General features: G+C 72.3%; 20 protein-coding genes and 1 pseudogene. 10 read left to right on the top strand and 11 right to left on the bottom strand.

The annotated features are described in order from the left end of the window. The first annotated feature begins 409 nt into the window (after positions 1–409). Entirely contained in the window at positions 410–1,183 is a 774-nt protein-coding gene (locus ACIPK4_RS04705) for a hypothetical protein (protein ID WP_402309279.1), read from the top strand. A gap of 27 nt (positions 1,184–1,210) precedes the next feature. Here ACIPK4_RS04705 and ACIPK4_RS04700 read toward each other — a convergent pair whose 3' ends face one another. The 6 genes and pseudogenes from ACIPK4_RS04700 to ACIPK4_RS04675 form a co-directional block, all read right to left on the bottom strand. Further along, positions 1,211–1,696, bottom strand: coding sequence for a MarR family winged helix-turn-helix transcriptional regulator (locus tag ACIPK4_RS04700; protein ID WP_402309713.1), 486 nt, complete (start codon positions 1,694–1,696; stop codon positions 1,211–1,213). 97 nt (positions 1,697–1,793) lie between these two features. Next, positions 1,794–4,190 carry an endopeptidase La gene (lon, locus tag ACIPK4_RS04695; protein WP_402309277.1) on the bottom strand — a complete coding sequence of 799 codons (2,397 nt, stop codon included), beginning with the start codon at positions 4,188–4,190 and terminating at the stop codon, positions 1,794–1,796. 153 nt (positions 4,191–4,343) lie between these two features. Then, positions 4,344–5,138: a hypothetical protein gene (locus ACIPK4_RS04690; protein WP_402309275.1), complete on the bottom strand. Its 795-nt coding sequence runs from the start codon at positions 5,136–5,138 to the stop codon at positions 4,344–4,346. A 158-nt stretch (positions 5,139–5,296) separates the two neighbouring features. Next, positions 5,297–6,052 carry a DUF4097 family beta strand repeat-containing protein gene (locus tag ACIPK4_RS04685; protein ID WP_402309274.1) on the bottom strand — a complete coding sequence of 252 codons (756 nt, stop codon included), beginning with the start codon at positions 6,050–6,052 and terminating at the stop codon, positions 5,297–5,299. 87 nt (positions 6,053–6,139) lie between these two features. Beyond that, on the bottom strand, positions 6,140–6,685 hold the full coding sequence (locus ACIPK4_RS04680; RefSeq protein ID WP_402309711.1) for a DinB family protein: 546 nt from the start codon (positions 6,683–6,685) through the stop codon (positions 6,140–6,142). Continuing rightward, a pseudogene (locus tag ACIPK4_RS04675) lies at positions 6,677–7,531 on the bottom strand (sulfurtransferase); the annotation flags it as partial. The pseudogene ACIPK4_RS04675 and the gene ACIPK4_RS04680, both read right to left, overlap by 9 nt. A 278-nt stretch (positions 7,532–7,809) precedes the next feature. On the opposite strand from ACIPK4_RS04675, the gene ACIPK4_RS04670 reads away from it, so the two are divergent. Then, positions 7,810–8,349 (top strand): GNAT family N-acetyltransferase, encoded by a 540-nt coding sequence (locus ACIPK4_RS04670; RefSeq protein WP_402309272.1) that lies wholly within the window; start codon positions 7,810–7,812, stop codon positions 8,347–8,349. A gap of 32 nt (positions 8,350–8,381) precedes the next feature. Here ACIPK4_RS04670 and ACIPK4_RS04665 read toward each other — a convergent pair whose 3' ends face one another. Beyond that, the gene (locus ACIPK4_RS04665; RefSeq protein ID WP_402309270.1) at positions 8,382–9,644 is read right to left on the bottom strand and encodes a hypothetical protein; all 1,263 of its coding nucleotides are present in this window, start codon (positions 9,642–9,644) and stop codon (positions 8,382–8,384) included. A 166-nt stretch (positions 9,645–9,810) separates the two neighbouring features. Here ACIPK4_RS04665 and ACIPK4_RS04660 point away from each other — a divergent pair, with 166 nt between their 5' ends. From ACIPK4_RS04660 to ACIPK4_RS04640, 5 genes are all read left to right on the top strand, one after another. Continuing rightward, complete coding sequence (locus tag ACIPK4_RS04660) at positions 9,811–10,413, top strand: hypothetical protein (protein ID WP_402309268.1); 603 nt, start codon at positions 9,811–9,813, stop codon at positions 10,411–10,413. A 401-nt stretch (positions 10,414–10,814) separates the two neighbouring features. Then, on the top strand, positions 10,815–11,555 hold the full coding sequence (locus ACIPK4_RS04655; protein ID WP_402309267.1) for a response regulator transcription factor: 741 nt from the start codon (positions 10,815–10,817) through the stop codon (positions 11,553–11,555). Beyond that, positions 11,552–12,631, top strand: a complete 1,080-nt coding sequence (locus ACIPK4_RS04650; RefSeq protein ID WP_402309265.1) for an ATP-binding protein — start codon at positions 11,552–11,554, stop codon at positions 12,629–12,631. Before ACIPK4_RS04655 ends, ACIPK4_RS04650 begins: the two co-directional genes overlap by 4 nt. A gap of 258 nt (positions 12,632–12,889) precedes the next feature. Beyond that, positions 12,890–16,765 carry a multifunctional oxoglutarate decarboxylase/oxoglutarate dehydrogenase thiamine pyrophosphate-binding subunit/dihydrolipoyllysine-residue succinyltransferase subunit gene (locus ACIPK4_RS04645; protein ID WP_402309264.1) on the top strand — a complete coding sequence of 1,292 codons (3,876 nt, stop codon included), beginning with the start codon at positions 12,890–12,892 and terminating at the stop codon, positions 16,763–16,765. A 158-nt stretch (positions 16,766–16,923) separates the two neighbouring features. After that, the gene (locus tag ACIPK4_RS04640; protein ID WP_402309262.1) at positions 16,924–17,292 is read left to right on the top strand and encodes a hypothetical protein; all 369 of its coding nucleotides are present in this window, start codon (positions 16,924–16,926) and stop codon (positions 17,290–17,292) included. A gap of 33 nt (positions 17,293–17,325) precedes the next feature. Here the strand turns inward: ACIPK4_RS04640 and ACIPK4_RS04635 are convergent, their stop codons facing one another. The 3 genes from ACIPK4_RS04635 to ACIPK4_RS04625 form a co-directional block, all read right to left on the bottom strand. Then, complete coding sequence (locus ACIPK4_RS04635; RefSeq protein ID WP_402309261.1) at positions 17,326–18,096, bottom strand: hypothetical protein; 771 nt, start codon at positions 18,094–18,096, stop codon at positions 17,326–17,328. Between the two features lie 259 nt (positions 18,097–18,355). Continuing rightward, positions 18,356–18,577 carry a hypothetical protein gene (locus ACIPK4_RS04630; RefSeq protein ID WP_402309709.1) on the bottom strand — a complete coding sequence of 74 codons (222 nt, stop codon included), beginning with the start codon at positions 18,575–18,577 and terminating at the stop codon, positions 18,356–18,358. Between the two features lie 112 nt (positions 18,578–18,689). Continuing rightward, entirely contained in the window at positions 18,690–19,874 is a 1,185-nt protein-coding gene (locus ACIPK4_RS04625) for a helix-turn-helix domain-containing protein (protein WP_402309260.1), read from the bottom strand. A 135-nt stretch (positions 19,875–20,009) separates the two neighbouring features. Between ACIPK4_RS04625 and ACIPK4_RS04620 the strand changes: the two genes are divergently transcribed. From ACIPK4_RS04620 to ACIPK4_RS04610, 3 genes are all read left to right on the top strand, one after another. Beyond that, positions 20,010–20,285 carry a hypothetical protein gene (locus tag ACIPK4_RS04620; protein ID WP_402309258.1) on the top strand — a complete coding sequence of 92 codons (276 nt, stop codon included), beginning with the start codon at positions 20,010–20,012 and terminating at the stop codon, positions 20,283–20,285. Positions 20,286–21,026: 741 nt separating this feature from the next. Next, the gene (locus tag ACIPK4_RS04615; RefSeq protein ID WP_402309256.1) at positions 21,027–21,731 is read left to right on the top strand and encodes a hypothetical protein; all 705 of its coding nucleotides are present in this window, start codon (positions 21,027–21,029) and stop codon (positions 21,729–21,731) included. 129 nt (positions 21,732–21,860) lie between these two features. Beyond that, a complete protein-coding gene (locus ACIPK4_RS04610; RefSeq protein ID WP_402309254.1) occupies positions 21,861–22,238 on the top strand; it encodes a hypothetical protein in 378 nt (125 codons plus the stop codon). A 274-nt stretch (positions 22,239–22,512) separates the two neighbouring features. Here the strand turns inward: ACIPK4_RS04610 and fxsT are convergent, their stop codons facing one another. After that, on the bottom strand, positions 22,513–25,518 hold the full coding sequence (gene fxsT / locus ACIPK4_RS04605; RefSeq protein ID WP_402309253.1) for an FxSxx-COOH system tetratricopeptide repeat protein: 3,006 nt from the start codon (positions 25,516–25,518) through the stop codon (positions 22,513–22,515). Positions 25,519–25,563 lie beyond the last annotated feature (45 nt).

Raw genomic sequence — 25,563 nt, 5'->3', positions numbered from 1 at the left:
CTTCTGCACCGGTGCTCGCAATCCTGTACGTGTGCTCGTGCTCGTCTACTCGTGTGGCCGAGGTAACGGCCGGTCAACAAGTAAACGCCCCCTGCCCCCTCGTACCGCCTCAGACCTTTGCAGTGTGTTGGGGAGAGAGCCTGACATCGCCCACCCGGCCACTCGAACGAGTGAACATCACGGATGAGTTGGCGACCAACTCGGCGGGGCGCCGTCAGAGGGTCGCCATGGACGGGTGGTTGAAAGATAGACGGGGGCTTTGGCAATATGCGCGCCCACATCCCGTCCCGGGCCCGCCGGGCCCCCGTGCGGACGGGCGGGCGGCGCCGGCCCCACCCCCTCCGCATTGGTACGGACCTTCCATCCCGCCGCAGCTGCCCGGGGTGCGCCCGGCGGGCAGAATGTCCGTATGCGCATCGACCTCGCCTCGGCCCCCGGCAACCCGGAACGCCCCAACGAGGACTGGCTATCGGCGGCGATGCCCGCCATGGGCGGCGGAGTCCTCGTCGCCCTGGACGGGGTCACCCCACCGGGCGGCGAGGTGGGCTGTACGCACGGCGTGCCCTGGTTCGCGGCCCGGCTCGGAGGGCGTTTGACCGAACTGTCCGGATCGCGGCGGGACATGCCGCTGGACCGGATCCTGGCCGAGGCCATCCGCGGCACCGCCGACGCACACCGGGACACCTGTGACCTTTCTCACGTACGGACCCCGCAGGCGACGGTGGTGGTGGTCCGCTGGGACGAGGCGTACGTGGAGCACCTCGTGCTCTCGGATTCCGTACTGCTCCTCGAAGCGCCCGGGGGCGGGGTGACGGCGGTGCTCGACGACCGGCTGGACCGGATCCCGCGCGAGCTGCTGCGCACGCGGGCCTCGGCGGACGCGCTGCGCAACGCGGAGGGCGGCTTCTTCACGGCGGCCGCGGACCCGGCGGTCGCCGCCCGGGCGGTGACCGGCCGCAGCCCGCGCGAGCGGGTGCGGGCGGTGGCGGCGCTCACCGACGGAGCGAGCCGGTGGACGGACACGTTCGGGGAGGGCGACTGGGCCCAGTGCCTGGCGGTGCTGCGGAAGGAGGGCGCGCAGGGCCTGATCGCCCGGGTCCGCACCCTGGAGTCGGACCCGGCCCGCCCCCTCACCCGCGGCAAGCGCCACGACGATGCCTCGGCGGCCTACGCGGAGCTCTGAGGGCTGTCCCGTAATCCCCGGCGGGGGTTATTCCTCGCCCTGGTTCAACTGGTTCAGCAGCCGGGCCAGTTCGGCGACCTCGCCCCGGTCCCAGTCGGCGAGCTTGCGCATGTACTGCTCGCGCCGGGCCCCCCGTACGCGCAGGAAGCGCTCGCGCCCCTCGTCCGTGAGGCCGACCAGGAAGGCCCGCCCGTCGGCCGGATCGGGTTCGCGCGCGACCAGGCCGAGCAACTCCAGGGCGCGCAGCTGCCGGCTCATGGTGGCCTTGCCGACCCCGAAGTAGGCGGCGAGCTCGGTGGCGCGCTGCCGGCCCGCGGCCTCCAGGCGGACGAGCAGCCCGTACGCGGCCGGCTCCAGCTCGGGGTGCAGGGCGCGCGCCATCTCCCCCGAGGAGGCCCTGGCGCGCCGGAGGAAGACGGACAGCTCCCGCTCCAGGGCAAGGAACTCCTGGTCTTCGCTTCCGTGCACGTCTGCTCCCAATCGATGGTGTCCGGGGGCACCAGTATTTCGCAGCCCGCACGCCCCCGGCCCGGGACCCTCCCCGGGGGTCCCCCCGGACGGAGTCCGGGGGGGAGGGCTCCGGGCCGGGGGCGTGTACGCCGGGCGCCGGTCAGGCGGCCGCGGCGACCGGGACGGCGTCCGCCGCGAGGGCCAGTTCCAGGACCTGCCGCACGTCCGTCACCGGGTGCACCTCCAGGCCCTCCAGCACCTCGGACGGGACGTCGTCCAGGTCGGCCTCGTTGCGCTTCGGGATGATCACCGTGGTGAGTCCGGCCCGGTGCGCGGCGAGCAGCTTCTGCTTGACCCCGCCGATGGGCAGGACGCGCCCGGTCAGCGAGACCTCGCCGGTCATGGCGACGTCGGTGCGGACCTGCCGCCCCGACAGCAGCGAGGCCAGCGCGGTCGTCATCGTGATGCCCGCGCTCGGCCCGTCCTTGGGGACGGCGCCGGCCGGGAAGTGGATGTGCACGCCCCGGTCCTTCAGGTCGCCCACCGGGAGCTCCAGTTCGGCGCCGTGGGAGCGCAGGAAGCTGAGCGCGATCTGCGCGGACTCCTTCATCACGTCGCCGAGCTGCCCGGTCAGGGTGAGCCCTGCGGCGCCCGTCTCCGGGTCGGCCAGCGAGGCCTCGACGAAGAGGACGTCACCGCCCGCGCCGGTCACCGCGAGCCCGGTGGCCACGCCGGGGACGGCAGTGCGCCGCTCGGCGGGGTCCTGTGCGGATTCCGGGACGTGGTGCGGGCGCCCGATGAGCGCGCGCAGGTCCTCGGCGCCGATGCGCAGCGGCAGCTGCATCTCCCCCAGCTCGTGCTGGGAGGCCACCTTGCGCAGGAGCCGGGCGATGGAGCGCTCCAGGGTGCGCACGCCGGCCTCGCGGGTGTACTCGCCGGCCAGCTTGCGCAGGGCGTCCTCCTCCAGGACCACCTCGTCGGCGCCGAGGCCGGCGCGCTCCAGCTGGCGGGGCAGCAGGTGGTCGCGGGCGATGACGACCTTCTCGTCCTCGGTGTAACCGTCGAGACGGACGAGCTCCATGCGGTCGGCGAGGGCCTCCGGGATGGACTCCAGGACGTTGGCGGTGGCCAGGAACACCACGTCGCTCAGGTCCAGCTCGACCTCCAGGTAGTGGTCCCGGAAGGTGTGGTTCTGGGCCGGGTCCAGGACCTCCAGCAGGGCCGCGGCCGGGTCTCCGCGGAAGTCGGAGCCCACCTTGTCGATCTCGTCGAGCAGGACCACGGGGTTCATGGACCCGGCTTCCTTGATGGCGCGGACGATCCGGCCGGGCAGCGCGCCGACGTACGTACGGCGGTGGCCGCGGATCTCGGCCTCGTCCCGGACGCCGCCGAGGGCGACGCGGACGAACTTGCGGCCCATCGCGTGCGCGACGGACTCCCCGAGGGAGGTCTTGCCCACGCCGGGGGGTCCGACGAGGGCGAGCACGGCTCCGCCGCGCCGCCCGCCGATGACGCCCATGCCGCGCTCGGAACGCCGCTTGCGCACGGCCAGGTACTCGGTGATGCGGTCCTTCACGTCGCTGAGCCCGGCGTGCTCGGCGTCCAGGACGGCCCGGGCGCCGCGGATGTCGTACTCGTCCTCGGTCCGCTCGTTCCACGGCAGCTCCAGCACGGTGTCCAGCCAGGTGCGGATCCAGGAGCCCTCCGGGGACTGGTCGCTGGACCGCTCCAGCTTGTCGACCTCCTTGAGCGCGGCCTCGCGGACCTTCTCGGGGAGGTCGGCCCCCTCGACGCGGGCCCGGTAGTCGTCGGACTCCTCGCCTTCCTTCTCGCCGTTCAGTTCGCGCAGTTCCTTGCGCACGGCCTCGAGCTGGCGGCGCAGCAGGAACTCGCGCTGCTGCTTGTCGACGCCGTCCTGGACGTCCTTGGCGATGGACTCGGCGACGTCCTGTTCGGCGAGGTGGTCGCGGAGCCAGGTGACGGCGAGCCGGAGGCGGGCCACCGGGTCGGCGGTCTCCAGCAGCTCGACCTTCTGGGCGACGGTCAGGAACGGCGAGTACCCGGAATTGTCGGCGAGCGCCGACACGCCCTCGATCTGCTGGACCCGGTCCACGACCTGCCAGGCTCCGCGCTTCTTGAGCCAGGTGGTGGCGAGCGCCTTGTACTCCTTGACGAGTTCGGTGACGGCCCCGGGCAGCGGATCCGCGAGCCGTTCGTCGACGCTCTCGCCCTCGACCCAGAGCGCCGCGCCGGGGCCGGTGGTCCCGGCTCCGATCCGGACGCGGCCGATACCGCGGATCAACGCGCCGGGGTCCCCGTCGGAGAGCCGCCCCACCTGCTCGACGGTCCCGAGCACACCGGTGCCGGCGTACTTCCCGTCGACCCGCGGCACGAGCAGCACCCGGGGCTTCCCGCTGCGGACCGCCGCCTGGGCGGCTTCGACGGCTCCCCGCACCTCGGCATCGGACAGGTCCAGCGGAACGACCATCCCCGGCAGCACGACCTCGTCGTCGAGCGGCAGTACGGGCAGAGTGAGCGTTACGGACGTCGAAGCCATGATCTTCCCTCCGGCAGTGAAGTTGAGCTATGCCGACTCAATGCATGTGCGCCTCCCAATGTTCCCCACCTCCGTTCGCCCGGGGTGAACACTCGGATCCGCGTCAGGGGCGGGGCAGGGACCGGACCGCGGCCACGACCACCGCTCCCGGGATCAGCAGGCCCGCCTCGCCCAGTGCGTAGACCAGCCAGTGCGGCATGTCGGTCCAGGCCTCGTAGGGGATGCCCACGGCGATTCCGCTGGCCACCGCGAGCAGGCCGCTGAGCAGGAGGGTCGTCCAGGCGCACGCCGAGACCCGGCGGTTGAGGGTGGTCTCGTCCCGCCAGTGGCCCTGCGCAAAGGGAGGGGCGGGGGCGGGCCGGGGACGGGCCGCCACCAGCACAGGAGGACCAGCAGCATCAGCGCGGCCCCGCTCACCCATGACGCCGCGTCGGACCAGGGGGACGCGTGCCGGCGCAGTACCGCGTTGTCGAAGCCGATGGACGACACGATCAGCATCAGCACCGAGAACTGCGCGGCGAACTGGACCAGGCCGCGGAAGAAGTGGACCTCGCCGTGCCGGTTGCGTTGGTACGCGGGCAGCAGCCAGGCCAGTCCGGCGATCACCACGACGGCGTCCGCCGCGAGGATCGCCCCGGAGAACAGCTGCTCCGTCGTGGCGCGCAGGCACACCAGCTCGCCGGAGGCCAGCGCGTACAGGTACGAGGCCGCCGCGAGGCCGAAGAAGCAGGGCAGCAGGAGCCGCAGGCCGCGCGAGGCGTGGCCGTCCCCGCCCGGCGGGTTCTTCTCGCCGATCACCACGACGACCCCGGCGAAGACGAAGCCGGCGAAGATCCCGCAGAACGCGCTCATCGCACTGGCCGACCCGACGGCGCTCCAGTCCCCCGGCCCGTTCTGGCAGTTGTCCGGTACGAACGGCGGCGGGGCGGCGAGCGCATACGGCGTCATAGCGGCCGATGCTGGCACCGGGGCGCCGGCGCCGATCGGGGGTTGGCCTAAAAGTGGCACACGGGGTGAGGCATTGCGGAGCGCACTCGCGCGGCGCATGCGCCCTTGAAACGCCCCTCGGGCCCGATCCGGGCAGACGGAAGTTTGACGACAGGCCCTTAAACGCCCTCGATGCGGATGTCACCCGAGGAGGTCCGGACCGAGAGGTGGGACGGGGCCGTCGGGGTGGACAGGAGGGGGATGTCCCGTCTGCCCGATGAGGTGACGGTCGTGATCCGGTACGGGCCTTGCGGGAGCCGGAGCGCGACGTCCCCGGAGCCGCTCTGCGCGGACACCGACACCGGCGGCATCGCGAACGTCAGGCGGGCGTCGCCCGAGGAGGCGTGGACCTCCGCGGTCGGGCCGGTCAGGCCGGTGGCGGTGACCGACCCGGACGACGTACGGACCTTCAGCGGGCCCGCGATCCGGTCGGCCGTGACGTCGCCGGAGGAGGACGAGAGCTCGGCCCCCGCCACCCCGGCCACGGCGATGCGGCCGCTGCCGCTCTCCAGTCTGACCGTGACCGAGGCCGGGACCTGGAGGCGGTAGTCGATGAAGCAGGCGTCCGAGCAGCCGTCCGTGAGGCGCAGGACGCCTCCCGAGACCTGTTCGCCGCCCGGCTTCGGCGCGCTGTCGCCCCGGTAGTGGACCGTGCGCTGCAGGGATACCGCCGTCCCGGTGCCGGCGACGACCTCGATGGAGCCGCGCCGCACGCTCTTCACCTCGACCGCGGTGACGGCCCCTGCGACCGTCGCGTCGGCGGTCGCCGTCCTGTCCCGCTCGTCCTCGAAGGAGCAGCCGTAGAAGAGCAGTCCGGCGGCGAGGACGACGACCACCGTCCGGCTGAACCGCAATGACGTGACGTGAGAGGACATGCGCACCAGTGTCCTGTCGGCGGACCCGTCTCACGATGGGGGCCGTACCCGGGCACCGTGTGGGGTTATCCCCCCTCCACCACCGTTTCAGACGCCGATCGCACCGTCGATCCGTTCGCGCAGCAGGTCGGCGTGGCCGTTGTGGCGGGCGTACTCCTCGATCATGTGGATGAGCACCCAGCGCAGGGACACCTTCCCGCGCCACTCGTCGTCGGCCTCCACGTCCAGGTCGGGCGCCGCGGCCGTGAACGACTGCGCGAACGCGACCTCGTCCCGCCATGCCTCCCACGCCGTCGCGACGGCTTCCGGACCGGACACCGCCCTGTCGAAGTCGCCGTCCGGGTCCGCGTCCGAGGAGAACAGGGCGGGCGCGTGCTGCCCGGCCAGGACCCGGCGGAACCAGCGGCGCTCCATGTCGGCGAGGTGGCGGACCAGGCCGAGCAGCGAGAGCGTGGACGGCTCCACCGACCGCAGGGCCAGCTCGGCCTCCAGGCCCGCGCACTTCAGCTCCAGCGTCGCGCGCTGCGCCGCCAGGAAGTCGGTGAGCAGGACCCGCTCGTCGCCCGTCGCGGGCGTGGCGAACCGGTCCCCGGACGCGGCGCCGTCGAAGAGCTGCCCCCGCCGGCCGGTCAACGCGGGCAGCTCCGGGCGCATCGCCCAGTCGGTCCACGAGCCGTCGTACACGGCGAGCGACTCGTACCCGGCCAGCGTGGCGCCCAGGGCCAGGACGCACGCCGTCACGCCCGAGCCGCAGCTGAAGTACAGCCGCCCCCTGTCCCCGGTCAACGCGGTGAAGGCCGCGCGGAGTTCCGCCGCGGGCCGCATCAGGCCGTCGCGCTGGAGGTCCCCGAACGGCAGGTTCACCGCGCCCGGCATGTGGCCGCCGCGCAGGCCGGCCCGCGGCTCCGGAGCCGTGCCGGTGAAGCGCCCGCGGGTACGGGCGTCCAGTACGACGGCGGACGGATCGGCCAGGGCCGCGCGGACCGCACCGGCGTCGACCAGCAGCCCGGTCCGGGGCCGGGCGGTGAAGGAGCCGCGCGGGCCCTCGTACGCGGGTCCGCACTCCTCTACGGGCAGCCCGGCGGCGGTCCAGGCGGGCAGGCCGCCGTCCAGGACGGCGGCCCGGTCGAAGCCCATGGCGCGCAGCATCCACCAGGCCCGGGCGCTGGAGTAGATGCCGGCGCCGTCGTAGACGACGACGGTGTCGGTGTCGTCGACGCCGAGCGCGCGTATCGCGTCCTCGAACGCGGCGGCACCGGGCATGGTGTGCGGGGCGGGGGCATCGTGGTCGGACAGGGCGCCGTCGAGGTCGAAGGGCCGGGCGCCGGGGATCCGCCGGCCGGCGCCGCGGTGGGCGCCGACGGAGGCGTCGAACACGACGGTCCCCGGCTCGCCGAGGCGGCCGGCCAGCCAGTCCGCCCCGACCAGCGGTCCGGGCAGCGGTCCGGGCAGGGCGGTGGCGGGGCGGGGCGTGGTCATGCGGCACCTCCGGTCGGGTCGGCGGGCCTTCGCTTCGGGGGCCCGCCGGACATCTTCCTACGGCACCCGAATTCGCCGGCAAAGTGCTTTTTCGGTGCGGTAGTTCGCGAGGATCCTGTGCCGAACACCGGGGCACCGGGGCACCGGGGCACCGGGGAACCCACTCGCCACTCGGACCTGATACGCCTTCCCCCTGCCCCGCGTTCCGGGCCCGCCTGCTCCGGGGGGACGAGGGTACGGGCGGGGCCGACCCGCCTCCCGTCCTCTAGGGTGCGGACATGGAGCCGGAAACGATCACCGTCCTGGACCACTCCGAGTGGACTCCCGATCCGGAGGCGGTCCACCGCGTCCTGGCGGACCTGGTCGCCGGCGGCGCGGCGCTCGGCTGGGTCGACCCGCCCTCGGCGGACGAGGTCGCGGAGTTGCTCGACGAGGTGCTGTCGCAGGCCCGGGCCGGGGACGCGGCCCTGCGCGTCGCCCACCTGGGCGGCCGCCTCGTCGGGCTGGGCTACTGGCGGCGCTACGCCCGGCCGACGCACCGCCCGCACGCCGATCTGGAGAAGGTCGCGGTGGACGCCGCCGCCCACGGGCGCGGCATCGGCCGGACGCTCACCGCGGCCCTGGTCGCGGACGCGGCGGCCGCGGGCATCGAGGTCCTCACCCTGGACGCCCGGGGCGACAACACCCGCGCCCTGGCGCTGTACCGCTCACTCGGCTTCACCGAATACGGCCGCCTCCCGGACTTCGTCGCCGTCGGAGAGCGCCGCTTCGACAAGGTGTTCCACATGAACGACCTCCGCACCCGGGGCGGGCAGTAGCCGCCCGGCCGGCGAACGCCGAGGGCGGCCCCTCACGGGCACTGCCCCGGCTGCGCGTAGACCGCGATGCGGGCTCCCCGGACCTCGTCCATCGAGCAGAGGTCGAAGTGCGAGGCCAGCGTCTGCCGTTTGACCGCTTCCCTGGGGTACGCGTCCAGCGGCTGGTCCGCCGGATCGAGCAGGGCCACCACCCGGGGGGCGTCCACCAGGCGGGCCCAGATCTGCTCCGCCGGCAGTTCCGTGCCCTGGAGGCTGCGCGAAGCCGCCGGGGTGCGGGCCAGGGCCAGGTCGTGCAGGGTCCCGTAGAGCTCCGGCGAGGACAGCAGCCACTCGCGCCGCCGTGAGGGCATGAACAGCACCGCGTCACCCGGCCGGGCCCGTTCCCGGACCGCGGCGGCCACCGCGAGCACGTCGTCCTTGCGGCTGTCGGGCGTGCGCAGCCAGACCGACCACCAGCCGAACGGCACCAGCAGGGCGGCCGTGAGCAGCCACGGCCGGCGGCGCCGGGCCGCGGCGAGGCGGGTTCCGGCCAGCAGGGCGAGCCCGGCCAGGGCGTAGAGCACGTACCGGTCGACGTACCAGGGGTGGACGAGGGAGATCGCCATGAGCAGGCCGGGGGGCAGCAGCGCCAGCGGCACGGCCACCCGTACGAGCTCCCTGGGCGCGGCGGGGCCCCGGGCGAGCAGCAGCACGGCCGCCGCGAGCACCCCGTACGCCGCCCAGTCCTGCCAGCCGGGCCGCCCGAGCCAGCCCAGCTGCCGTTCCGCCTGCCGGACGCTCACGGCGGCCAGCGGCAGCAGCAGGAGCACCACCACGGCGGCGCTCCACCGCCAGCCGCGCGAGCGCCGCGCGGTGACCGCGTGCGCGAGCAGGGCCAGGGCGGCGAACTCGTGCAGCCAGCAGCCCAGCAGCAGGACCGCGGTGTACGCGGCCCACCGCTCGCGCAGCATCAGGTACGTCGCCCACACCACGGCGGCCGCGACGAGGGCGTACGAGCGGCCCTCCTGCGCGTACATCTGCACGGGCGGCAGCACGGCGTAGACGACCCCGGAGCACAGCGCGGCCCGCTCCCCGGCGAGCCGGTGGGCGATCGCGGCCACCCCGGCGGCCGCGAGGGCGGTGGCGGCGACGGACGGCAGCCGCAGCGCCCACAGGCCGCCGTCCCAGGCCTGGAAGACGGCGTGCATCAGCAGGTAGTACAGCCCGTGCACGGCGTCGACCTGGCCGAGCAGCTCCGCTGTCCCGCCGAGGGGCCGGTGCGCCACCTGCCAGGTGACGGACTCGTCGCGCCACATGCTGCCGCCGCGGCGCGGCCCCCAGAGGCCGAGGAGGACGGCGAGCAGCGGCGGCAGCCAGCGCCAGGCGGCGGCGATGCGGCGGATGTCGTCCTCCTGGTGCTATCCGTACGAGCCGTGTCCGCTCCATACTCGGGGGTCGGCCCGAAAACCTCCGGGGGTGGGTGTGCGCGCGTCACGAGCGGCGGCGGCGGTGCTGCTGAGTGCGGTGGTCCTGGCGGGATGCGGATCCGGAGGCGGCGGCACGTCGGCCGGGCCGGCCGCCGGCACCTCGTCCGGTGGCGGCACGACCGCGTCGGGACCTGCGCAGCCGTCCCCGGGGCCCTCGTCGGGTGCGACGGGAGCCCAGCCGGCGCCGGGGAAGCCCAGCGGCCCCCCGGCGGGCTCGTCCGCGCCCGGCTCCCCCGTCTCCCCGGGGCCGTCCTCGGCGGGGGAACGCCTGCTCACGGTCACCCGTAGCGGTGGCATCGCGGGCAGGACGAGCACGCTGCTGATCAAGGGCGACGGGTCGTGGACCCGGCTGGACGGGCAGGCGCGCCCGGCCGGCTCCGGGAAGCTGCCGCCGGAGCGGCTGGCCAGGCTGCGCACCGCGCTGGGGCAGGCGGATTTCGCGCACCTGCCGAAGGTCCCGAAGGGCGGCGCGACGGTGTTCGACGGATTCCGCTACGCCTTCGTGCACGAGGGCCACGAGGTGGCGGCCGGCCAGGAGTCGCTGACGCCGGCCCTGCGCAGCGCGCTCGACGAGCTCCCCCCGTTCGAGGCCGAGTAGGACGGTCCGGACGGCCGCCGACCCGCCTGCCGTCCCGGCTGCCGTCGCGGCGGGGTACGGCGGACTGGTGGCCGGGCGGGCGCGGCGGAGCCGGCGGTGCTGCGGCTGCGCACCCCGTACGAGCTGCGGACGTGCCGAACGGCGCGGTCGGCCCGGTGTTCCCGTACGGGCACGGCCTGGCCCTGTAGGGGGTCGACAAAAGCGCGCGGTGGCCGACGATCACCGTGCCCCGGGTGGCCGTGCCGTGGCGGACGGCCACCCGGCATCACCGCCCATATCCCCATTCACGCCGTAATCGGAATAGTCGGTTCCGCCAGTTTCCCTGTCTGAACCCCGCATAGCCGCAGGCCGGTGCCTCCTCTACGCTGCACCCCTACCACGCGGATCTTCAGGGGCGGGAAATGGAACAGACACACACCACCCACGGCGGCGCCGCGGCCACCCCCGGCGCCCAGCGGCGCGTGCTCGTGGTCGAGGACGATCGCACGATCGCCGACGCGATCGCGGCCCGGCTGCGCGCCGAGGGCTTCCAGGTGCAGGCCGCCTTCGACGGCCCGGCGGCCGTGGCGGCGGCCGAGAGCTGGCAGCCCGAGCTGCTGGTCCTCGACGTGATGCTGCCCGGCTTCGACGGCCTGGAGGTCTGCCGCCGGGTCCAGGCGCAGCGGCCGGTCCCGGTGCTGATGCTCACCGCGCGGGACGACGAGACCGACATGCTGGTCGGGCTCGGCGTCGGCGCCGACGACTACATGACCAAGCCGTTCTCGATGCGCGAGCTCGCGGCGCGGGTCCACGTCCTGCTGCGCCGCGTGGAGCGGGCCACCCTCGCCGCCACCACCCCGCGCGGGGCCACCCTGCGCCTGGGCGACCTGGAGATCGACCACGCGCAGCGCCGGGTCCGGGTCCAGACCGAGGACGTCCACCTGACGCCCACCGAGTTCGACCTGCTGGTGTGCCTGGCCGGCACCCCTCGGGCGGTGCTCTCGCGCGAGCAGCTGCTCGCCGAGGTGTGGGACTGGGCCGACGCCTCCGGGACCCGGACGGTCGACAGCCACATCAAGGCCCTGCGCCGGAAGATCGGGGCGGAGCGGATCCGTACGGTCCACGGCGTCGGGTACGCCCTGGAGACCCCGGCGCAGGCGTGAGCGGCGGGCGCCCCGACGGGGGGCTCCGGCCGTTCTCGCCGTTCTCGATCAAGACGAAGCTGGGCACGCTCGTCGTGGTCTCGGTGTTCATCACCACCGGGCTGTTGATGGTGGCGCTGCGCACGGACACGGAGCTGCGGTTCATCACGGTCTTCTCGGTGATCGCCTCGATGCTGATCACCCAGTTCGTGGCGCACGGCCTGACGGCGCCGCTGGACGACATGACCCGGGTGGCCCGGGCGATCTCCCACGGCGACTACACGCGCCGGGTGCGCGGGGCCGGGCGCCGCGACGAGCTGGGCGACCTGGCGTCCACGATCAACCTGATGGCGGACGACCTGGAGGCCGTGGACCGGCACCGCAAGGAGCTGGTCGCCAACGTCTCGCACGAGCTGCGCACGCCGATCGCGGCCCTGCGGGCGGTGCTGGAGAACGTGGTGGACGGGGTCTCCAAGGCCGACCCGGAGACCATGCGGACGATGCTCAAGCAGACCGAGCGCCTGGGCCGGCTCGTGGAGACCCTGCTGGACCTGTCCCGGGTCGACAACGGGGTGGTGCCGCTGAAGGCCCGCCGCTTCGAGGTGTGGCCGTACCTGTCCGGGGTCCTGAAGGAGTCGGGTCTGGCGGCCGCCGGCCGGCCGGGCCTGCTCTCCGGATCCGGCGGGCACACCCGCAACGACGTCCACCTGCACCTGGACGTGTTCCCGCCCGAACTGACGGCGTACGCGGACGCCGAGCGGCTGCACCAGGTGGTGGCGAACCTGATCGACAACGCGGTCAAGCACAGCCCCCCGCACGGCCGGGTCACCGTCCGGGCCCGGGCCGGCGAGACCCCCGGGAGCCTCGCGCTGGAGGTCCGGGACGAAGGCCCCGGCATCCCGGAGGCCGAGCGCCACCGCGTCTTCGAGCGGTTCAACCGGGGCAGCGCGAACGGCGGCGACGGCGGCACCGGACTGGGGCTCGCCATCGCCCGCTGGGCCGTCGGCCTGCACGGAGGGCATATCGGGGTGGCCGAATCGTCACGCGGCTGCCGCATCCTCGTCACGCTTCCGGGCAGCTCCCCGGCGTCACATTGACGTAGGGTTCGAGTGCGTAGGACATGATCTCGGCCACACGTGCCCGGGGTCCGTCAGGGGTGCGAAGCCAGGGGGCCGCAACCACGCTGCCCCCTACCCGAACCAGGCTCGTTTCCCGCCATTCAGAGCGCCGAAACCCGCCGTTCGATGTGACCTACATGACGTAAGTCCCGCCCGGTCTGCATCCAGCGGTCAGGGAGGCGTAGCCTTTATTCCCGCTGTCCATACCTTGTGAAGCGGAAGAGGGCGGTTGCCGCCGTGTCGCCACAGTCCCCCAGTAACCCGAGCACCACGACCGAAGCAGCAGAGGGCGGGAAGACCCCTGCCTCAGGCTTCGGTGCCAACGAGTGGCTCGTCGACGAGATCTATCAGCAGTACCTCCAGGACCCGAATTCGGTCGACCGGGCCTGGTGGGACTTCTTCGCCGACTACAAGCCGGGGGGCGCTGTCGCTCCGGTGAAGTCGGACGGTCCCGAGAAGCCCGCGACGACGACGGACGGCGCCTCCGCACAGGCCGCCACCACCGTCGCCGCGGCGCCGCAGGCCACCGACGCAGCCGCCACGGGGGCGGCGCGCGCCGCGGCCCCCGCTCCGACTCCCGCGCCCGCGCCTGTGACCGCTCCTGCCCCTGCTCCTGCCACCCCCTCTGGTGCCCCTGCTGTGACTGTCACCTCCCAGGCCCCGGCCGCCGCACCGGCCGCACCCGCCTCCTCCGCCGTAGCCCCGCAGAAGGCCGCGCCCGCCACCGAGGCCCCCGCGGGCCCCGAGCTGGTGACGCTCCGCGGCCCGGCGGCCGCCGTCGCGAAGAACATGAACGCCTCCCTCGACGTGCCGACGGCCACCTCCGTCCGCGCCGTCCCGGTGAAGCTGCTGTTCGACAACCGCATCGTCATCAACAACCACCTGAAGCGCGCCCGGGGCGGGAAGATCTCCTTCACGCACCTGATCGGCTACGCGATGGTGCAGGCCATCAAGGCCATGCCGTCGATGAACTACTCCTTCCAGGAGAAGGACGGCAAGCCGACCCTGGTCAAGCCGGAGCACGTGAACTTCGGCCTCGCGATCGACCTCGTGAAGCCCAACGGCGACCGCCAGCTCGTCGTCGCCGGCATCAAGAAGGCCGAGACCCTCAACTTCTTCGAGTTCTGGCAGGCGTACGAGGACATCGTCCGCCGCGCCCGCGTCGGCAAGCTGACGATGGACGACTTCACCGGCGTCACCGTCTCGCTGACCAACCCCGGCGGCCTGGGCACCGTCCACTCCGTGCCCCGCCTGATGCCCGGACAGTCCGTCATCATGGGCGTCGGCTCCATGGACTACCCGGCCGAGTTCCAGGGCACCTCCCAGGACACCCTGAACAAGCTGGGCATCTCCAAGGTCATGACCCTGACCTCGACCTACGACCACCGGGTCATCCAGGGCGCGGCCTCCGGCGAGTTCCTGCGCATCGTCGCGAACTTCCTCCTCGGCGAGAACGGCTTCTACGACGACGTCTTCGAGGCCCTGCGCATCCCGTACGAGCCGGTCCGCTGGCTCCGGGACATCGACGCCTCGCACGACGACGACGTCACGAAGGCCGCCCGCGTCTTCGAGCTGATCCACTCCTACCGGGTCCGCGGCCACGTCATGGCCGACACCGACCCGCTGGAGTACAAGCAGCGCAAGCACCCCGACCTCGACATCACCGAGCACGGCCTCACCCTGTGGGACCTGGAGCGCGAGTTCGCGGTCGGCGGCTTCTCCGGCAAGTCGATGATGAAGCTCCGCGACATCCTCGGCGTGCTGCGCGACTCGTACTGCCGCACCACCGGCGTCGAGTTCATGCACATCCAGGACCCGAAGCAGCGCCGCTGGATCCAGGACCGCATCGAGCGCCCGCACTCCAAGCCGGAGCGCGAGGAGCAGCTGCGCATCCTGCGCCGCCTGAACGCGGCGGAGGCCTTCGAGACCTTCCTGCAGACGAAGTACGTCGGCCAGAAGCGCTTCTCCCTGGAGGGCGGCGAGTCCGTCATCCCGCTGCTCGACGCCGTCATCGACTCGGCCGCCGAGGCCCGCCTCGACGAGGTCGTCATCGGCATGGCCCACCGCGGCCGCCTGAACGTCCTCGCCAACATCGTCGGCAAGTCGTACGCGCAGATCTTCCGCGAGTTCGAGGGCAACCTCGACCCGAAGTCCATGCACGGCTCCGGCGACGTCAAGTACCACCTGGGCGCCGAGGGCACCTTCACGGGCCTGGACGGGGAGCAGATCAAGGTCTCGCTCGTCGCCAACCCCTCCCACCTGGAGGCCGTCGACCCGGTCCTGGAGGGCGTCGCCCGCGCCAAGCAGGACGTCATCAACAAGGGCGGCACGGACTTCACGGTCCTGCCCGTCGCCCTGCACGGTGACGCGGCCTTCGCCGGCCAGGGTGTCGTCGCCGAGACCCTGAACATGTCGCAGCTGCGCGGCTACCGCACCGGCGGCACCGTCCACGTCGTCATCAACAACCAGGTCGGCTTCACCGCCGCCCCGGAGTCCTCGCGTTCCTCCATGTACGCGACCGACGTGGCACGGATGATCGAGGCGCCGATCTTCCACGTGAACGGCGACGACCCGGAGGCCGTGGTCCGCATCGCGCGGCTCGCCTTCGAGTTCCGTCAGGCGTTCAACAAGGACGTCGTCATCGACCTCATCTGCTACCGCCGCCGCGGTCACAACGAGTCGGACAACCCGGCGTTCACGCAGCCGCTGATGTACGACCTGATCGACAAGAAGCGCTCGGTGCGCAAGCTGTACACCGAGTCCCTCATCGGTCGCGGCGACATCACGCTGGAAGAGGCCGAGCAGGCGCTCCAGGACTTCCAGGGCCAGCTGGAGAAGGTCTTCGCGGAGGTCCGCGAGGCCGCGACCTCCCCGGCCGCCGGCGCCCCGGTGACGCCCGCGCAGACCGCGCAGGAGTTCCCGGTCCCCGTGAACACGGCGATTTCCCAGGACGTGGTCAAGCGGATCGCCGAGTCCCAGGTCAACATCCCGGAGCACGTCACCGTGCACCCGCGTCTGCTGCCGCAGCTGCAGCGCCGCGCGGCGATGATCGACGAGGGCACGATCGACTGGGGCATGGGCGAGACCCTGGCCTTCGGCTCGCTGCTGATGGAGGGCACCCCGGTCCGGCTGTCCGGCCAGGACTCCCGCCGCGGTACGTTCGGCCAGCGCCACGCGGTCCTCATCGACCGGGAGACCGGCGAGGACTACACCCCGCTGCAGTACCTGTCGGACGACCAGGCCCGCTACAACGTCTACGACTCGCTGCTCTCCGAGTACGCGGCCATGGGCTTCGAGTACGGCTACTCGCTGGCCCGTCCGGACGCGCTGGTCCTGTGGGAGGCCCAGTTCGGTGACTTCGTCAACGGCGCGCAGACCGTCGTCGACGAGTTCATCTCCTCGGCCGAGCAGAAGTGGGGCCAGACCAGCGGTGTCACGCTGCTCCTGCCGCACGGCTACGAGGGCCAGGGCCCGGACCACTCGTCCGCCCGCCCGGAGCGCTTCCTCCAGATGTGCGCGCAGGACAACATGACGGTCGCCATGCCGACCCTGCCGTCGAACTACTTCCACCTGCTGCGCTGGCAGGTCCACAACCCGCACCACAAGCCGCTCATCGTCTTCACCCCGAAGTCGATGCTGCGTCTGAAGGCGGCGGCGTCGAAGGCGGAGGAGTTCACGAGCGGTTCGTTCCGCCCGGTCATCGGTGACACCACGGTGGACCCGAACGCGGTCCGCAAGGTCGTCTTCTGCGCCGGCAAGGTCTACTACGACCTGGAGGCCGAGCGGGAGAAGCGCGGCATCACGGACACCGCGATCATCCGCATCGAGCGGCTGTACCCGCTGGCGGGTGCCGAGATCCAGGCGGAGATCGCCAAGTTCCCGAACGCGGCCAAGTACATCTGGGCGCAGGAGGAGCCGGCGAACCAGGGTGCGTGGCCGTTCATCGCGCTGAACCTGATCGACCACCTCGACCTGGCGGTCGGCGCGGACGTCCCGGCGGGCGAGCGCCTGCGGCGCATCTCGCGCCCGCACGGCTCCTCCCCCGCGGTGGGCTCGGCGAAGCGCCACCAGGCGGAGCAGCAGCTCCTGCTGAACGAGGTCTTCGAGGCGTAACCGCTGCACCGACCTGAGCAGTTGGAAGGCCCGGCCCCTACGGGGGCCGGGCCTTCCGGCTGTCGGGGCGCGATCTTGCCGGACGCCCGTTCCCTTCCCGGCATCCCGACTACGCTTGCCATGGTCACGGCCAAGATCGAACGAGGGGGGGCACACCCATGCCGTACGAGACCGGCGCGAAGGTGAAGCTGACCAGGGACGTGCAGCTCACGGCGGAGGGCGCGGCGGCCAGGACCGGCTTCCCAGGTCCGCTGTGCCTGGCCGAGGGATTGGCGGGCATCGTCACGGGCTCGGCAGCGGAAGCCGGCGGCGGCCTGGCCCAGGAGGGGCTCGCGGAGTTCGAACGCAGCGTGGGCGGCGTCCAGTTCGACGGCTTCACGGCCGGCGTGATCGACAACCTCCGTCAGCAGATCATCCGGCAGGGAGGGCTCGCCGCCGGAGCCGGCGCTCAGATCAGGTACACGGTTCGCTTCGAGAACGGTTTCGTTCTGGGCGGTCTCGAAGAAGGCTGCCTGACCCGGGCCTGAGCGCCCGCCACCACCGTGTGGGTGCGGTCCCGCTCACCCCGGGTATGCGATCGAGCCCAGCGGAGGGCAGGGGACGAGCATGCTGCCGGCGCCGGGGCGTTCGACGAAAGCCCGGGCCTCGGCGGCCCGCAGGCGCTGGGAATCCAGCCCGTCGGCGTACCAGGCGTCGCGCCTGGCACGGTCGTGGTCCCACGAGTCGTCGATGAGACTGAGGCTGGTATTGCCGGAGCTGCGCTGGAACTCCGCTTTCAGGGCGGCCCGTTGGAGTGCGGTCTGGACCGCGGCGAGGTCGATGCGGGCGGTCAGGACGCCGGGGGTGTCCGGTTCCCGGGTCGGCATGGGGGCCTGCGGGAGCGGCGACACCCCGGTGTCGAGGCGCCCGATGTTGTCGACGGCCGCGGTCTGGGCGTCCTGCAGCATGAGCTGCATCTCCTGGTGCAGCCAGAGGAACTCGTCGAGGTCGGCCTGGGTGATGCGCATCCGCTGGTACAGGGCCTGGAAACGGGGATCGCCGTGCAGCGGACGTATGGGTCCGGTGTGGAGCGCCACGCAGTCGTTGTAACCGGCCGCCACCGCGGCGTCGAAGTGGAAGATCCCCTGGTCCGCCTCTCCGCGCAGGACGGCCAGGACGCCGAGGTTCGCGTGACCCGCGGCGACGAGCCAGGCACCGGCGGGCCCGAGCGCCGCGGCGCGCACGACGACGTCGTGGAAGCCCGCGGTGCCCACGGTGGCGGGACCCTTGGTCATGGCCTCCACCAGCAGTTCGTGAACACGGGCGGCCAGTGAGTGGACGGTGTCGGCCATGGATCTCCTCGGACCTCGGTGGTGAAGAGCGTAAAGGGCGTTGGGTCTTCACAACACCCGTGTACACGACGGGCGGACGGCGTGCCCGTCCTGCGGGCGCGCAGTTCGGGGTGGTGCCTCATGATCAGGACGTTCATGTCGCTGACGCGCGAACGGTCGCGCTCCACGTGGGCCTGGAAGCGTGCCACGACGTGAGCGGCGCACTCGGCGCAGGAGTCCGGGGGGACCGGCAGCCGCGGGAACAGGTCGGCGGCGTCCATCAGACGGCCCGGATGTTGGCCACGGCCGTGGAGATCTCCCGGCCGGACGGCCCCCGGACGTACGCCAGCGTCACCCAGTGCTCACGGACGGGCGTGCCGCAGACGTCCTCCCGGACCACCGCCATGAGCTCCCCCTCGACGCCGGACGCGATGTCCCGCACCCGCTTGTGGAGCAACGCGTGAGGGACTTCCTCGAAGGGGCGGGGTACTGCTTCATGCATCACGGGGTCTCGCTCCCTGCCTCGTCTGCGGGTCGTGAGATGAGTGTGGGAGCAGGACAAGGCCCCGACTATCACGACATATTGATAGCCGGGGCCGAGGGTTCACGCAGCGTTAGGCCCCGAGCCAGGAGCCGTACGACAGGAAGGAGTCGGGCAGTTGGCGGCGGGCCGCCTCCAAGCCGGCGTAGGTCTCGCGGACGGTCTGGTGATATCGAGCCTGCTGCGGCGCGGCCTTCCGCGCCTTGAGCAGGTTCTGGAACGAGGCGTCGAGGTCGCCCGACCACATCTGCGCTCGGGCCAGCTCCGCGTAGTGGTGCGATCGACGGGACTTCGGCCAGTCGGCCGGGATCACAACGCTCCGGCCCGCCTGCGCGGCCTGCCCGTACTCGTCGAGCTCGGCGAGCACACTGACCCGGTGCACGGCAACGTTCGTCGGCCCGAACGCCAGCCAGTACGTACTGACGGCCTCGCCCGTACCGGACGCGATCCGCTCCGCTTCGGCGAGGTGACCCTCGGCCAGACCTCCGTCCTTCGACCGACCCGCCATCACCGCTGCGCCAAGGTGCAACTGACCCGTGACGACCTCCCGTTCCCGGGACGGATCCGCCTGTGCCAGAGTGCGCAGTCCGAGTTCCACCAGGCGCTCCCCCGTGCGGTACTCGCCGTCCCTGAGGTAGGTGAGCGCGCGCATGTACCGGTACATGCCGCCGAAGACAGCGTCGGACGCCCGCTCCGCCGCCCAGTCCATCCGGGCCAGGGCCAGCGCGGCGAGGTCGTAGTAGCCGAGCTTGCTGGCGACGTCGTAGGAAGTGCGGTACAGGCTGGCCAGCAGCAGCCACCGTTCCCGGCCGGGTAGCGCGTGGGCCGCTGTGGTGGCCTCTTGGATGAGTCCGGGGAGCCGGGCGGCAGTCTGCTTGATCTCCCCGGCTCGGACCGCGACGAGGAGTGCCTCGGCGTCCTCGTCGAGGAGCGGGTGGGCGCGCGGACTGATGTCCGGGTCGGCGCCGAGGTCGTACACATCCAGGGCCTGGCGGATCGGCCGGATCAGGATGTCCAGTTCGTCAGCCCGCAGTTCAGTGGCGTACGGCTGCCCGGTGATCGTGTCGACGGACACCCGAAGAGCGCGGGCGACTGCGGCGATCAGGTGCGGACTGGCCGGAATGACGCCCTGTTCGGTCTTGGTGTAGGTGCTGTACGGGACCTGGGAAAGATCCGAGACCGCCTGCTGGGTGAGGTGGCGTTCGAGGCGCAGGCGCTTCATGCGCGCGCCGGTGTGGTCGTTCGATAGAGAGTGCATGCTGGCTCCCGTTCAGACTCGACACCTGAACGGTACCGGCACGCGACGAAATGCTTGTCCGGGTCCAAGTGCTGAGCTTGGGGCAGGCGTCGGTCGGCAGGAGAGGAGCGCAGGGTGGGGACGGTCCTCAAAGGCATGAGCCGCATACGGTGGCACGAGCTGACGCATGCTTATGGATCCGCACGGGACGTGCCGGGCCGACTCTCGCGGGTGGCGTGGGGGGATGTCCGAACGAGCGTCGACGCGCTGAGTGATCTGGGCTTGTGGCTCGGCGAGCTGGCGGTCTTCGACGCGACCGTCGCAGCGGTCCCGTTCCTGTGGGATCTCGTCACGGCCGACTCGATCAGCAGTCGGGCCGGAGTGATCGAGCTGGCCACTCAGCCCCGGACGGGCGTCGAACGCCGTCGGTGAGGAGCGTGTAGCGATCTGGTGCGGGCAGTGGCTTGCGACGGGCTGCTGGTCGCTGCTTCGTGCGGGTAGAGCCGCCGCCGACGCGGAAGTGCCTGACCGCGAGCCCCGGGGCCGACGCCGCCTGATGCCCGAGTCCCCACGCGGCCCGGCCGGGCGGTGACCCTTGACCGGCTGCTGCCCCCTGGGAGCGGGCAGCTGCTCTCTGATCTGCCCGCTCCTCGTCCCCTGACCCGTGCCGTTCTTTTGGGGCTTCTCGGCAGTCCTTGTCTTTCCGGAGTGGGACGGGCGGTCAAGGGTGGCCGCAGGCCATCGCGCAGCGACGCGACCGCAGGGAGCGCCCTTGACGGGCCGGCCCGCGCCGGAAGGACGATGGGACTGACGGGAAACCCCCAAGCCTTCCCTGATCCCGGGTGACGGGATGCCGCACCCCGAAGCCGCCGACCCGGCCGCCCGCATGCCCGCTGACCCGCCGGCCCGCCGGCCCGCCGGTGAGGGCGGGGCCCCCGTCAGTGAAGCCCCGCGAAGAGCCAGAACCCCGGTGTCGGCCTCCGCCTCCACAGCCAGGCGCCCCAGGGCCGTTGATGATCTTACCGATTCATGACGCCCCTACTCGAGACGCCCACAAGTCCCCTGCTGCCTCTAGCGTGTTCGTACATCCCCGAGTGCGACCGGGTCGGCGTGAGCCGGACCCGTGACGGTTCGATTCCGGGGAAGCCCGAAATTTCGTGAGAAGGCGGAAAAATGACGGTCGAGACGCTTCCCCTCTGCGCCTACCCGGAGTGCACCAACCACCCCGAGGCGCCGACGCCCGGTAACCCCGAGCCGCGGTACTGCGCTCACCCCGACCACAACGCGCTGGGCGCGTTCCGCAGGTTCCGGGCCAAGCGGCAGCAGCGCAAGGACGAGAGGCGCCAGGAGGCCGAGGCCAAGAAGGCGGCCGGGCCGGCGCCCGCCGCGGACGCCCCTCCCGGCGAGCGGGCGATGGGAGCCGCGATGCCGGGCGTGGACGGATCGGACCCTCGTACCGCCCTCGTGGCGCTCATCTCCCAGCTGTCCACGGACCTGCCGGGCTACATCGAGGAGCTGGCCGTCATCACGGACTCGGCCGCCGCCGAGGAGCGCATCCGGACCGTGACCCGGGCCGCGGCCCAGCGGACCCTGGACGCCGAACAGCGCGCCGCGCTGGCGGAGGAGGCCGCGGACATGGCCATCGCACAACTGGACGTGGCCAAGCACCGGTTCGAGGAAGACGCGGACACGATCCGCCAGGAGGCCGCGCAGCAGGTGGCGGACGTGGCGTTCGTACGGGCCGAGCTGGAGCGTTACCGCGAGCGGGTCGCCCAGCTGGAGGAGCGACTCGACGGCGTGCGCGAGGAGGCGGACGCGGCCCGCCGGGAGCGCAGCGAGATCGCACGGCAGGCCGAACAGCACCGGTGCGCGGTCTGACGGCGACCCCCGAACCGCCAAGACCCGGTCCAGTCCAGACCAGACCAGTCCAGACCAGTCCAGACCAGTCCAGTCCAGGCCAGGCCAATTCGGATCTTTCAGCACAGAATCACTACCACTGGAGGAAACATGTCTCGAATCGTCAAGCGGAGCAGCACCCGGCTGGCAACCGTCGCCGGGATGGTGGCGGCTGTCGGCGCGGGAATGATCGTGACCGCCCCCGCGAGCCAGGCGGCACCGGTCGCCGCCTTCCGCCTCAGCAACTTCTCGGCGACCATCGCGAACGTCTGCGTCCACACGGACGTGGCGACGAAGTGCTCGGGAAACATAGCGGCCGGAAAGAGCGAGGTGTACAAGGTGGAGTACAAGGGGGCGAGCAACTGGTACTGCACTTCGACCGCGAAGGGACTGTCCGGCACCGCCAGCACCCCTTATTTCAGTCGGGCCAACGTCAAGGAGTGCGCGGAGGTCGGGAACATCTTCGGGGCCAGCATCATGCTCAAGTGACCGGTCGCCGGGAGTTCCGGGAACCGCTGGGAACCGTCTCCGCTCGGAGGCCTGCTGAGCGGTCCGGAGGACTCCGGCGCCGTCGTCACATCGCCCGACACATCGCCCGACACATCGCCCGACACATCGCCCGACACATCGCCCGACGGCTGACAGTGCCGCTCCCGCCCGGTCTCAAGGACACCACCGCCACGGGACCGGGCGCCGGACGCAACGCGGCGTACCACGGGCGGGCGTACCACGGGCGGGCCGCCGGCGTCCCGCGCCCACCCGCCTACGGCTGCGGCTCGAAGTCCCAGTACGGGCGGTTCTGCTGGCGGGCCGAGACCGTGTGGACGTGTTGGGGGCCCAGGGTGCGGGTCAGGGCGCGCAGGCCAGCGTCCTCGTGTTTCTGGGCCTCCGTGTCCTCGCGGACCGAGCGGAGGTCCGCCGCCAGGGCGATCTGGGCGCTCAGGGTCATCGGGTGGTCCGGGCCCAGGATCCGTTCGCAGCCCCGGAGGGTTTCGCGGCTGAGGGACACCGCGTCCTCGAAGTGCCCGGTGATGTTGCGGTGGCCGGTGGCGTTCAGGGCGCAGCCCAGGGTCCACGGGTGGCGGTCGCCGACCGCGCCGCGCATGCCGACCAGGGCCTGTTCGGCCAGGTTGAGGGCCTCGACCCGTTCGCCCTGGGCGCGCAGGACGAGGCCGAGGTTGCCCACCGTGCCGATGCTGTACGGGTGGGCGAGGCCCAGCTGCGTCTGGTAGCCGCGGACGACCTCCTCCGAGATCCGGCGGGCCTCGCCGATGTCCCCGTACTCCCGCAGGTACGTGGCGTAGTCCGAGGCCACCATCAGCGTCCAGGGGAACTCCGCGCCGAAGACCCGGGTGGAGCGTTCCAGGACGCTGCGCAGCCGGGCTCCGGCACCCGGGATGTCGCCGGAGCGGCGCAGGCACATGCCGAGGTTGTGTTCGGCGCGCAGGGTCTGGGGGTGGTTGGTGCCCAGCACCTGGGAGTTGAGTTTGAGTCCCTGTTCCTGGCGGGCGAGTGCTTCGCGGTAGCGGCCCATCAGGCGCAGTCCCATCGCGCAGCCGATCCCGGAGGAGAGGGTGGCGATGTGCCGTACGCGCAGGACCCGTTCGCGGCGGCGCAGGGTGTCGAGGTCGGTGTCGTAGGCCTCCTGGTAGCGGCCCAGCAGGCGCAGTGCGACGGCGACGTTGTTCTCGGCGTTGAGGGTGGTGGAGTCGTCCTCGCCGAGCAGTTCGCGGTAGCGGGCGAAGGCGTGTTCCAGCAGTTCGCGGGCCTCCTCGAACTTCGCGGTGCCGAGCAGTACCCCGGCGTACGTGCTGGTGGCGCGCAGGGTTTCCAGGTCGCGGTCGCCCCGTTCGGCGAGCATCCGGTCGGCGACCGATTTGGCGAGGGTCTCGGCGCGCTTGAAGTGCCCGAGCATCCGCAGGGCGCCTCCGTAGTGGTAGCTGAGCTCGCGGACCTGGTCGTGGTCGTCGCCGAGCATGGAGCGCCACACGGCGTCGGTCTGTTCGGCGAGCCGCAGGCAGGTCCGGTACTCCCCGGCGAGGATCAGGTAGCGCAGGCAGTGCAGCAGGAAGGTCTGGATCCGCGGGTTGCTGCTGGTCAGTACGCCGGCGGTCTCCAGGTGCGGGATCAGTTCCGCGTACCGGGGCCAGAGCCGGGAGTCGGAGGGCCGGCCGGGGTCGGCGGCGGCGAGGACCTGCCGGACGGCGCGGGAGAGCGGTTCGGCCTCCTCCTCGGAGAGGTTCTCGCGGACGATGCCGTGCACCATGCGGTGCAGCTGGACCGTCTCCAGGCCGCCGCCCTCCTCCACCGACAGGTCGGAGTACTCGAGGCGGACGACGGAGAACTGGACGAGCTTGTTGAGGGCGGCGTTCCAGCGGATCTGGTCGTTGATGAGCCCGGCGAGCTGCTCGGGCACGTCGTCGGCGGGGAACTCGCGCAGCAGCCGCAGCGGTACCGGCCCCGGGGCGAAGAACACGAACAGCCGCAGCAGGGACAGCGCGTCGGGGAAGTTCTCCCGGACGTTGTTGAGCAGTATCGCCAGGGCGGTGGGGAACGGCAGCGGGTAGTCGTCGGAGACGGTGACGGCCTCGCGGGAGTCCAGTCTGCGCTGGAGCAGGGCCAGGTAGTCGCCCACCGTCAGCGGGGAGTCGGCGAGCCAGCCGGCGGTCTGGTCGAGGGCGAGGGGGTAGTCCTCCAGGGCCTCGGCGAGCTGGTCGGCCTCGGCGCCGGTGAGGCGGCGCGCCCGGCGGCGGATGAAGGTGACGGACTCGGGCCGGGCGTACAGCGGGACTTCGAGGAGGCTGGTCTGCCGGGAGGCCCATTCGCGGTTGCGGGAGGTGATGATGACGTCGCCCGCGCCCGACGGCAGGAGGTCGGTGAGGTCGTCGGGGTTGTCGCAGCCGTCGAAGACCATCAGCCAGCGGCTGTACGGGGATCCGCGCCGCAGCGCCTCCAGGACGGCCCGGATCTGCTCGCCGTAACTGCCCGAGCCGAGCGGCAGGCCCATCGCGGGGGCCAGGTCGGCGAGCCGCTCGCGCAGGGTGGGCCGGTCCTCGGCGGGGACCCACCACACCACGTCGTACTCGGAGGCGAAGCGGTACGCGTACTCGGTGGCGACCTGCGTCTTGCCCACCCCGGACAGGCCGAGCAGGGTGACGGTCGAGGCGCCGGGCGGGGCGTCGGCGAGGGCGGCGCGCAGCCGGCCGATGACGTCGTTGCGGCCGGTGAAGCGGGGGTTGCGGCGCGGGACGCGGCCCCAGATCTCGGGCGGGTCGTTGGGGAAGCGGGGGCCGCGGCGGCCGGTCTCGGTGCCGATCCGGTCGGTGGGCAGTTCGAGCCGGCGCAGCACCCGGTATTCGGCCTCGTACGCGTCCAGGCCCCACAGGTCGGTCTTCTCCAGTACGGCGACGGCGCTGGGCAGCGGGGCGTCGGTGAGGCAGACGGCCGCGAACCGGTCGGGGTGGTCGTCCGTGACGGTGCGCAGGGCGGTGTTCCACTCCTCGTCGGTGTGGGCGGCGGCGGAGAAGTAGCGTTCGCTGAGGACGAGCAGGACCCGGCTGCCGCTGCGGGCGAGGTCGTCGAGGGCGGGGACGAGGCCGGGGCTGGACTGCGGGTCCCAGCGTGCGAGGGCGACGCGGTGGCCGTGCTCCTCCAGGCGGTGGGCGATCCACACGGCCCAGGGCCGGTTGAACCCGGCGAAGCTGATGACGAAGCGCTGCGGCTGCGCGGCTCCGTCGCGGTCTCGGTCCTGGCGAAGTCCGGTGGTCATGCGGCCGTCTCCCTGGCATCCGGGCGGTGGACGGGGTTGAAAAGG

It is taken from the genome of Streptomyces sp. NPDC086989 (assembly GCF_044745505.1).
Lineage (GTDB): Bacteria > Actinomycetota > Actinomycetes > Streptomycetales > Streptomycetaceae > Streptomyces.
The sequence above is the reverse complement of the archived record's forward strand: the minus strand, read 5'-3'. Positions and strand labels throughout refer to the sequence as shown.

Coding starts and splice junctions, on each gene's coding strand:
- ACIPK4_RS04670 (WP_402309272.1), top strand. CDS start 7,810: ATGGAGCCGGAAACGATCACCGTCCTGGACCACTCCGAGTGGACTCCC.
- ACIPK4_RS04655 (WP_402309267.1), top strand. CDS start 10,815: ATGGAACAGACACACACCACCCACGGCGGCGCCGCGGCCACCCCCGGC.
- ACIPK4_RS04615 (WP_402309256.1), top strand. CDS start 21,027: ATGACGGTCGAGACGCTTCCCCTCTGCGCCTACCCGGAGTGCACCAAC.
- ACIPK4_RS04665 (WP_402309270.1), bottom strand. CDS start 9,644: ATGTGGCGCGACGAGTCCGTCACCTGGCAGGTGGCGCACCGGCCCCTC.
- ACIPK4_RS04630 (WP_402309709.1), bottom strand. CDS start 18,577: ATGCATGAAGCAGTACCCCGCCCCTTCGAGGAAGTCCCTCACGCGTTG.
- ACIPK4_RS04625 (WP_402309260.1), bottom strand. CDS start 19,874: ATGCACTCTCTATCGAACGACCACACCGGCGCGCGCATGAAGCGCCTG.
- lon (WP_402309277.1), bottom strand. CDS start 4,190: ATGGCTTCGACGTCCGTAACGCTCACTCTGCCCGTACTGCCGCTCGAC.
- ACIPK4_RS04705 (WP_402309279.1), top strand. CDS start 410: ATGCGCATCGACCTCGCCTCGGCCCCCGGCAACCCGGAACGCCCCAAC.
- ACIPK4_RS04610 (WP_402309254.1), top strand. CDS start 21,861: ATGTCTCGAATCGTCAAGCGGAGCAGCACCCGGCTGGCAACCGTCGCC.
- ACIPK4_RS04685 (WP_402309274.1), bottom strand. CDS start 6,052: ATGTCCTCTCACGTCACGTCATTGCGGTTCAGCCGGACGGTGGTCGTC.
- ACIPK4_RS04620 (WP_402309258.1), top strand. CDS start 20,010: ATGAGCCGCATACGGTGGCACGAGCTGACGCATGCTTATGGATCCGCA.
- ACIPK4_RS04690 (WP_402309275.1), bottom strand. CDS start 5,138: ATGACGCCGTATGCGCTCGCCGCCCCGCCGCCGTTCGTACCGGACAAC.
- ACIPK4_RS04640 (WP_402309262.1), top strand. CDS start 16,924: ATGCCGTACGAGACCGGCGCGAAGGTGAAGCTGACCAGGGACGTGCAG.
- fxsT (WP_402309253.1), bottom strand. CDS start 25,518: ATGACCACCGGACTTCGCCAGGACCGAGACCGCGACGGAGCCGCGCAG.
- ACIPK4_RS04635 (WP_402309261.1), bottom strand. CDS start 18,096: ATGGCCGACACCGTCCACTCACTGGCCGCCCGTGTTCACGAACTGCTG.